The sequence below is a fragment of the Kaarinaea lacus genome, assembly GCF_975902315.1.
The window spans coordinates 1-8,499 of the sequence record NZ_CDLKIE010000216.1 but is presented as its reverse complement, the minus strand read 5'-3'; the positions used below and the strand labels follow the sequence as shown (position 1 = coordinate 8,499).

Below are 8,499 nucleotides of genomic sequence, written 5' to 3'. Positions count from 1 at the left end.
TGACCCACGTCGAAGCCAGGTCGCCCCCAAAGATGTTGAAAGTTAAGACAGTGTAGCGTGAACGAAAGTTCCGTGCCATAGATTTGCTAAAATTTAGCGTTTTAGCATACGTTGTTTTTCGCGGTTCCAGTCCCGTTCTTTTTCCGTGGCCCGTTTGTCGTGTTTTTGTTTACCCTTTGCCAGACCAATTTTGATTTTCGCACGGCCACGTATCCAGTACATTGACAGCGGTACGAGGGTGTAGCCTTTTCGTTCAACCGCACCGATGAGTGTCGATAGTTCCCTTCTATGTAACAACAGTTTACGTATTCGCGTGGGCTCGGGTTTGATATGTGTTGACGCGGTTTGCAGGGGGGTGATGGTGGCATTGGATAGCCACGCTTCGCCATTTTTCACAAACACGTGACTGTCGCGAATTTGTACTTTACCGGCGCGTAAGCTTTTGACCTCCCAGCCTTCCAAAACCAGGCCGGCCTCAAAATCGTCCTCGATGAAATAGTCGTGACGGGCTTTTTTATTGATGGCGATGGTATTGTCGCTGATTTTGGGCTTTTTTCTGGACATGGGCGCATTATAGGGATTGGCAATCATTTGTCACTGTAGAGCATAGAAAATGTTCAAAAAACCACCGGATTGTCCTGTAAATCGATAACATTACCAGCTAAAGTGTTGTATGTATTCAGAATTTCATCGAAAATGGCAACTTTTTGAGCGAGAGGAATCTTCATGGCGCGTAAATCGATTCATGGTGAATGGTCGTCCCGTTGGATTTTTATTCTAGCGGCAACCGGCTCAGCGGTTGGTTTGGGAAACATCTGGAAGTTTCCTTATATGGCCGGTGAAAATGGCGGTGGCGCATTTGTATTGATTTATCTGGTGTGTATCGCGCTATTAGGTATTCCTGTGATGATGGCCGAAGTATTGATTGGTCGCCGCGGTCGTCAAAGCCCGGTCAATACCATGAAAACCATTGCCAGGGAAGAAGGCGCTAATAAGCACTGGATGTGGTTGGGCTGGAGTGGTGTTCTCGCCGGTTTCCTTATACTTTCTTATTATAGTGTCATCGCGGGATGGACGCTGGCTTATGTTCTGGAGTCTGTTAGTGGCACTTTCAGCGGTATGAGTGGTGATGCCGTTGGTCAGGTATTTGATGATTTGATAGCAAGTCCCGGTCAGCTGATTTTCTGGCATAGCTTATTTATGGTGTTAACCATGATTGTTGTGGCCAGGGGTGTGCAGGATGGCCTGGAAAAAGCCATTCGCTTTTTAATGCCTGCCCTGTTTGTGTTGTTGATCATCATGGTGGGCTATGCGCTATCGACTGATTCTTTTGCCAAGGGTTTAGACTTTTTGTTTACGCCTGATTTTAGCAAGATTTCCACTGAGGGAATATTAAAAGCCATGGGGCAGGCATTCTTTACCTTAAGTTTAGGTATGGGTGCCATTATGATTTATGGATCCTACATGCCCCACGATGCGTCAATTACCAGAACATCGATTACAGTCGCCATGGCCGATACTGGCGTTGCTTTATTAGCAGGCCTGGCCATTTTCCCCATCGTATTTGCTAATGGCCTGGAACCTGGCGCCGGTCCGGGATTGGTATTTGTCACCTTACCCATTGCCTTTGGCCAAATGCCCGGTGGTGTGTTTTTTGGTACGGTGTTTTTTGTCTTGTTATGTTTCGCGGCCTGGTCATCTTCTATTTCCCTGATTGAACCCTTTGTTGCCTGGTTGGTGGAAAATAAAGGTATGACGCGTAATCATGCCAGTGTTCTGTCCGGTTTGATTACCTGGTTTGTCGGGCTAGGTACCGTATTTTCGTTTAACATCTGGTCTGAAATAAAATTATTCGATAAAACGTTTTTCGATTTGCTGGATTATTTGACCTCTAACATCATGTTGCCTTTGGGCGGCCTTTTAATTGGTGTTTTTGCAGCGTGGATAATTAAAAAGCAGTCTTCAGTCGATGAATTGGGTATGGGTGATGGGCCTGCATACCAGGTTTGGAGTATTCTGGTGCGTTATGTGACACCAATTGGCGTAGGTTTGATTTTCCTCAAATCAGTTGGTGCGATTTAATGATTTAATTTGCGGTAATGTAGTTGGAGATATTTAAGTAAATGACAACGATCAACAAAAGTGCCCTGGTAGCCTACGAAGCCAGTGATATGTTCAGTATCGTCGACGATATTGATTCCTATCCTGATTTCCTGCCCTGGTGCGGCGCTGCTTCGGTGGAAAGTCGTCGCGATGATGAAGTTCAGGCCAGTATTCAGATCTCCCATAGTGGGATCAATAAATCGTTTACCACCCGCAATCGTCTGCAAAAAGATAAAATGATCGAAATGCAACTGGTAGATGGACCTTTCAAGCACTTACATGGTTTTTGGCAGTTTAAAAAACTGGGGGATAGCGGTTGTAAAGTGACCCTGGATCTTGAATATGAGTTTGCGAACAAATTATTGAGTCTGGCGATTGGCCCGGTCTTTGGCCAAATTGCAGGCTCACTGGTTGATGCTTTCTGTAAACGAGCCGATGAGTTATACGGTGGAAAATAGCAATTCCAAAGCAAACCAGATCCTGGTTGAAGTGGCGTATGCGAAGCCGGATGTACAGGTGATTATTCCTTTGTATGTAGATATCGGCACCACCCTGGAGCAAGCTATTCAACTGTCGGGCATCCTGGATAATTTTCCAGAAATTGATTTAAACAAAAACAAGGTAGGAATTTTTAGCAAGTTGGCTAAAAAGGATGTCGAGTTACGCGAGAAAGATCGGATAGAAATTTATCGACCCCTGATTGCCGATCCCAAGCAAGTTCGCAAACAGCGAGCGGCGGAAGGTAAGGCGATGAAAAAGGGGGGTGGGAAACTGGAATCTAGCAGCGATTGACCCAGCGTTATATATCGCAGACTTGTAATGTCCGAGCCTCTCCTGGGCTAAGTATCCCGAATTCTTCTTAGCTGTCGGTTTAGCGTATTGATATCTTCCCGCTTCAGGGGCTCCGCATGTACCTTAATTTCGACCAGTACGTTTTCTTCGAAGTATAAAGTAACGTGGCTGAATTGCTCCTCGTCTGTTACGCCATGCCTAAATGTGTAAATATAATCCCAGCGATCATCGGTACGGAAAGGATTGATCATCAGTGGTGTGCCTGCCAGACCGCGCACTTTTCGTCTGTCCATGCCTATGACGAGTTTGTCCAGTGTTTCCAGCGTCAAAACATTTCCCTGTTGTATATCCATACGATGAATGCTGCAGCCCCACGACAGCCATAACATACTGATAATTATAAGAACTTTTGCAAGGTTTTTGCTGGTCATAAATTGGTCAAACATGTTTGTTAAATATTGAAAGCAGGCATTTTACAGGATAATCAACTGACTTGTCAGACCATCTACGGTTAAAATGGTTTTGAGGACGGAAATGTTTTTGAGGAATTAATGATGAGTAGTGAGGATCTGCGTGAAGCGGGGCTCAAAGCCACGCTGCCGCGCGTAAAAATTCTGGAAATCATGGAGCGAAGCTCGGTTCGCCATCTCAGCGCCGAAGATCTCTATAAGGCATTGCTGGATGATGGGGAAGATGTTGGTATCGCTACCATATATCGCGTGTTAACCCAGTTTGAAAGCGCCGGCCTGGTGACTCGTCATCATTTTGAAGGCGGTATTTCGGTATTTGAACTTAACCAGGGCGAGCATCATGACCATATTCTGTGTATTAAATGCGGCAAGGTCGAAGAATTCGTGGATGAGGTGATTGAGCAACGCCAGAAAGACATTGCGGAAAAATCCGGGTTTACCATGACGGACCACAGTTTGAATATTTACGGTATATGTAAAGATTGCCAATAGATTGCATTTGATTAGTTGGGATAATTTTTAAATTTACAGAGGAAGCCTAGCGATGCCAGATACCTTATTTTTAAAAATTATTAATCGCGAAATCCCTGCAGACATCGTTTACGAAGATGAACAATGCCTGGCATTCAGGGATATTAATCCGCAAGCGCCGATGCACATACTTATCATTCCCAGGAAACCGATTGCAAAACTGGCAGAAGCAGATGCGAGTGACCAGGCGTTAATGGGACATCTACTATTGAAAGCTTCTGAGATTGCTGCGGAGCAAGGATATGGCGATGCCTTTCGACTGGTAGTCAATAATGGCGAAGCAGCAGGGCAGGCGGTATTTCATTTACACTTACATATTTTGGGGGGACGACCGTTATCCTGGCCGCCTGGATAGGCAGGTCGGTACCACACGCCCTAAGCCGGTTCCGATTGGGATCGTTTTATCATGTCCTTGGCATGAGATAGCGTTTGCGATGTAATTTCAATGCCCCCCAGCATACGAGCAATTTCATCAATGCGTTGTTTATTCGTGAGTTCATGAACCGATGCTTTGGTGGTGTTTTCCGAGGTAAATTTATTGACCTGTAAATGCTGGTGTCCTAATGCAGCAACCTGGGGTTGGTGAGTGACACAAAGAACTTGCCGGTCCTGACTTAAATCACGCAACATGCGTCCGACGACCTCTGCGGTGCCACCACCAATGCCCACATCCACTTCATCAAAGATCAGTGTGGGAATTCGTCCTGTTGCCGCGGTTATTACATGGATCGCCAGACTAATCCGTGATAATTCTCCTCCAGATGCCACTTTTGTTAATGGCTTAAGTGGTTGCCCTGGATTCATGGTTACCTGGAATTCCACTCTTTCCTGACCGGCTGCTGAGATGTTTTCGAGCGCTGTAAAATCGATGACAAATTTACCATTAGGCATACCCAACTGGTGTATGTTTTCAGTGACCTGCTTTTCCAGTTTCTTCGCGGCTTTTTGCCGACCTTGCGTTAATTTCTTTGTCGCATCGAAATACGCCTGTTCCGCCCTGGTAATCAGTTCATCGAGATTATTTGATTGGTCACTGGCTTTTAAAAGCTGTTCCAGCTCAGTTGATAAGGTTTCCTGTAAGGCAACTAGTTCCTTAGGATTCACGCGATGTTTACGAGACAGGTCATGAATTTGCCCCAACCGCGTGTCTACCCATTCCAGCCGTTCAGGGTCCATATCCATACCGCTGAGATGCTGGCGTAATTCATTGGCGCCTTCTTCGATTTGAATTAAACCGTCGTTTAGCATCTGTAAAACGGTTTCGATTTTATGATCGTATTGCTGCAGTTTTTCCAGTTGAGCAATAACCTGGTTAATTTGCTGAGTTATGGCCTGTTCTTCAGATTCATGTAATGCAAAGATTGCGCGTTCGCAACCTTCTTCGATTTGGTTTAGATGAGCCAGGCGTGATTGTTCTTCTTCCAGTTTCTCAAGCTCATTTTCCTCCAGGGCGAGATCTTCAAGTTCCTGCGTCTGGTAAGTGAGCAGTTCAATACGTGATTCGCGTTCTTCCTTGTTCTGTAACAGCAGTGCCTGTTGTTCACGTAACTGTTTCAGTTCTACATAATACTGTTTTACGATGGCGACCAGTTCCTGGTGGCCGGCAAAATCATCCAGGGCTTCACGTTGCATATCCCGTTTTAGTAAAGACTGATGTGCGTGTTGGCCCTGAATATCAACCAGCTGTTCGCCGAGTTCGCGTAATGATTGCATAGGCACAGGGCTGCCATTAATAAATCCTTTAGAACGGCCATCGGTGGATGCAGTGCGACGTATCAGGCATTCGTCTTCTTCATCCAGTTCATTGTCTAACAACCATTGCTTGATAGCCGCTCGGTTGGAAACATCAAAGCCTACCGATATTTCTGCACGTTTACTGCCGTGGCGGATCACCCCGCTATCGGCACGTCCACCCAAAGCCAGGTCGAGAGCGTCAAGGAGGATAGATTTACCGGCGCCAGTTTCTCCGGTGAGGACGGTCATGCCGTTACGCAAAGGTAGTTCCAGTTCATCGACGATGGCGAAGTTGCGAATCTGTATTTGAGTAATCATGGCACACATCATAATTGTTCATGGATTAAGAATCGAGCGTTTGAAAGCATACTCAGATTTCATTTAATTTCTGAACAATATCGGCTAACTTGTTATTTTGGTGTAGTCTTTGTGGTGCAGGATAAAAATTAACCAGATAATAATCTGCGACGGAATTGTTGATATACTGATGTCGAAAGTTAACCAGGCAGGTTCATACATTAATGACAAATTCGTTCAAAGACTATTTCTCGGGACACTCAAGGCGCTATCAACAGTTTCGTCCCTCGTACCCTGACGAATTGTTTGATTTTCTTGCTTCGCTGGCGCCAGGTCACTCGTTGGCCTGGGATTGTGCCACCGGGAACGGGCAAGCTGCTATTTCACTGGCAAAATATTTTAAGCAGGTAATCGCTACTGATGCCAGCGAAAAGCAAATTGAACGAGCCACACCGAATCCTAAAGTAATTTACCAGCTTGCCAAAGCAGAGCACGCACCATTAAATGAAAACTCTGTTGATCTAATTTGCGTTGCACAGGCTTTGCACTGGTTCGATATTGCTGCTTTTTATCGAGAAGCACAGCGAGTGTTAACCGACAAGGGTGTTATGGCGATTTGGTCTTACCGATTCCTTTCTATATCCCCTGAACTGGATAATGCCATCTATTATCTCTATAAAGATATTCTGGATCCCTATTGGCCCGTCGAGAGAAAACTGGTTGACGAAGGCTATGCGCATGTAGATTTTCCGTTTCACACAGTGTCAGCGCCCTCATTCAAAATGACTGCTGAGTGGGATTTGTCTCAGGTGCTTGGGTATCTTTCTACATGGTCTGCGGTAGAGCGTTATAAAATAGAAAATGGAAATGATCCACTATTGATAGTGAAAGATTCTCTTTGTGCTCTTTGGGGTGATACAAAAACGGTAAAACAAGTTCAGTGGCCTTTAACCATGAAAGTGGGGCTCCACCAATAACTCAACAAATTTCAGCACGCAGCCGAACGGTTTCATATTTCATTTCCTACAAATAAAACGTGTATTTTGATGAAGTGCTCATCACTTCCAGGTACATGATACATATCAATGGACCCAATAATTCAGGCGGAATTTTACTGGATTTACTGGAATTCACAGGATTTTGCCTTATATAGTAGTTACTAGGGTATGAGTCAGTTGTAGCTTCATTAATTAAATTTTACTGTAAAAGGATATCCTGATGAGTTCAGAAATTAAACAGCACCTGAAAACACAAAGCACCTGGTTGAGAGGTTTCTTCATCTTAATTTTTGCATTCATATATAGCATTGCAGAGGTGGTGCTCGCGGCTGTCGTTCTTTTTCAGTTCCTGACAACATTGTTCACTGGCAACAAAAACGAACGTTTGCTTGTGTTCGGTAACAATCTGAGTACCTTTATTTTTCAGATTGTAAAGTATCTAACTTATAATAGTGACGACAAGCCTTTCCCATTTGATGACTGGCCCGGCAGCGTAGAGAAGGAAAGCGCGAAAGAAGAGTCGGGAAAAATAATTGAACAACCCTGAATGGTATTCACAGTTAGCAATAGCATAGAAATATTTTAAATCTGACATTCGATCTTCAGGGCAGAAGTACAAGAAACAGGCTATACTTTTTTATGGCATATAGCGTGTTTAGATTAGCAAGCACTGCGATAGCTGCAGTGCTTGTTGCGCTTATAGTGTTTCTCCAATAACTTTCTACACTATTTTTCTACATTAACTTTCTACATTAGCTATCTACTATAAAATAATGGATAATTTCACCCTGGATCCAAAGCTGGAAAGTGACACTATCACCCTTGGTGAATTTGATCTTAGCCAGCTACTGCTCATGAACAATGCCCTGGTGCCATGGTTTATTCTGGTCCCCAAACTGGAGGCGGCAGAGTTATATGAACTGGATGCTGACCAGCAACTCATGTTGTGGACCGAAATCAGCACGATGTCGGAATTTCTGAAGGCGCAATTAAAGGTAGACAAGATAAATGTTGCAGCTATTGGCAACATCGTTCCACAGCTTCATGTACATGTTGTAGGCCGCTACGAAGATGACTTTGCCTGGCCTGGTACAGTGTGGGGAAGAGAAGAAACTGAAAAGTATGAACAAGATAAACTGGAAGATCTGTATAAAGTCCTGCAAAAATACCTCGAGGAAAAAAGTATTCTTTAAGTGTAGTTTTTTAAATTTGCGCCTGTTTCATCGACAGCTATTACATTAACCACCACGCCAAAATAGCAGCAGCAATAATCACACCTGTCACACTTCCCCAGAGCAGGTATTTCTTTAACGGTTTCCTGGGCGGCGGTTGCGACTTCAGATATTTCCAGTATTCCCGGACAACGATTTTCTGTTCTTCACCGTCTATGGGGTAGGGGCGTCCGCTCTTGATGGCTTTGGAGATTTCTTCGAGTTCTTCAATCGTTCGGCCAATTTCTGTTTTGTCATAAACCGTTTTTTCCGAGAGGATTAATGCCCTGGCGCCCTCAAAATCTGTCTTCGGCGCAAGCCCGCAATCAGGACAGCTGGCGAAGGCGTCTTTTTTAAATGTCC

The 8,499-nt window shown here is 44.6% G+C and carries 12 protein-coding genes; 8 read left to right on the top strand and 4 right to left on the bottom strand.

Going from position 1 to position 8,499, the window contains the following annotated elements:
* Positions 1 to 93: 93 nt before the first annotated feature.
* A complete protein-coding gene (gene smpB, locus ACWVCM_RS06450) occupies positions 94 to 564 on the bottom strand; it encodes an SsrA-binding protein SmpB (protein WP_455200905.1) in 471 nt (156 codons plus the stop codon).
* Positions 565 to 726: 162 nt separating this feature from the next.
* Between smpB and ACWVCM_RS06445 the strand changes: the two genes are divergently transcribed.
* From ACWVCM_RS06445 to ACWVCM_RS06435, 3 genes are read left to right on the top strand one after another with little or no spacing between them, the layout of a single operon-like run.
* On the top strand, positions 727 to 2,082 hold the full coding sequence (locus ACWVCM_RS06445; protein WP_455200904.1) for a sodium-dependent transporter: 1,356 nt from the start codon (positions 727 to 729) through the stop codon (positions 2,080 to 2,082).
* A gap of 41 nt (positions 2,083 to 2,123) precedes the next feature.
* Complete coding sequence (locus ACWVCM_RS06440) at positions 2,124 to 2,561, top strand: type II toxin-antitoxin system RatA family toxin (protein ID WP_455200903.1); 438 nt, start codon at positions 2,124 to 2,126, stop codon at positions 2,559 to 2,561.
* Positions 2,551 to 2,895 (top strand): RnfH family protein, encoded by a 345-nt coding sequence (locus ACWVCM_RS06435; protein WP_455200902.1) that lies wholly within the window; start codon positions 2,551 to 2,553, stop codon positions 2,893 to 2,895. Before ACWVCM_RS06440 ends, ACWVCM_RS06435 begins: the two co-directional genes overlap by 11 nt.
* A gap of 47 nt (positions 2,896 to 2,942) precedes the next feature.
* On the opposite strand, the gene ACWVCM_RS06430 is transcribed toward ACWVCM_RS06435, so the two are convergent.
* Positions 2,943 to 3,248: an outer membrane protein assembly factor BamE gene (locus ACWVCM_RS06430; protein WP_455200901.1), complete on the bottom strand. Its 306-nt coding sequence runs from the start codon at positions 3,246 to 3,248 to the stop codon at positions 2,943 to 2,945.
* Positions 3,249 to 3,446: 198 nt separating this feature from the next.
* Here ACWVCM_RS06430 and fur point away from each other — a divergent pair, with 198 nt between their 5' ends.
* The gene (fur, locus tag ACWVCM_RS06425) at positions 3,447 to 3,857 is read left to right on the top strand and encodes a ferric iron uptake transcriptional regulator (protein ID WP_455200900.1); all 411 of its coding nucleotides are present in this window, start codon (positions 3,447 to 3,449) and stop codon (positions 3,855 to 3,857) included.
* A gap of 52 nt (positions 3,858 to 3,909) precedes the next feature.
* On the top strand, positions 3,910 to 4,251 hold the full coding sequence (locus ACWVCM_RS06420; protein WP_455200899.1) for a histidine triad nucleotide-binding protein: 342 nt from the start codon (positions 3,910 to 3,912) through the stop codon (positions 4,249 to 4,251).
* Between the two features lie 20 nt (positions 4,252 to 4,271).
* Here ACWVCM_RS06420 and recN read toward each other — a convergent pair whose 3' ends face one another.
* Positions 4,272 to 5,948 (bottom strand): DNA repair protein RecN, encoded by a 1,677-nt coding sequence (gene recN, locus ACWVCM_RS06415; protein WP_455200898.1) that lies wholly within the window; start codon positions 5,946 to 5,948, stop codon positions 4,272 to 4,274.
* A 203-nt stretch (positions 5,949 to 6,151) separates the two neighbouring features.
* Here recN and ACWVCM_RS06410 point away from each other — a divergent pair, with 203 nt between their 5' ends.
* The 3 genes from ACWVCM_RS06410 (at position 6,152) to ACWVCM_RS06400 (ending at position 8,118) form a co-directional block, all read left to right on the top strand.
* Complete coding sequence (locus ACWVCM_RS06410; RefSeq protein ID WP_455200897.1) at positions 6,152 to 6,904, top strand: class I SAM-dependent methyltransferase; 753 nt, start codon at positions 6,152 to 6,154, stop codon at positions 6,902 to 6,904.
* 241 nt (positions 6,905 to 7,145) lie between these two features.
* Complete coding sequence (locus ACWVCM_RS06405) at positions 7,146 to 7,472, top strand: DUF4389 domain-containing protein (protein ID WP_455200896.1); 327 nt, start codon at positions 7,146 to 7,148, stop codon at positions 7,470 to 7,472.
* A gap of 226 nt (positions 7,473 to 7,698) precedes the next feature.
* Positions 7,699 to 8,118, top strand: a complete 420-nt coding sequence (locus tag ACWVCM_RS06400; RefSeq protein WP_455200895.1) for an HIT domain-containing protein — start codon at positions 7,699 to 7,701, stop codon at positions 8,116 to 8,118.
* 40 nt (positions 8,119 to 8,158) lie between these two features.
* On the opposite strand, the gene ACWVCM_RS06395 is transcribed toward ACWVCM_RS06400, so the two are convergent.
* The coding region (locus ACWVCM_RS06395) for a hypothetical protein (RefSeq protein ID WP_455200894.1) at positions 8,159 to 8,499 on the bottom strand (341 nt) is incomplete at its 5' end.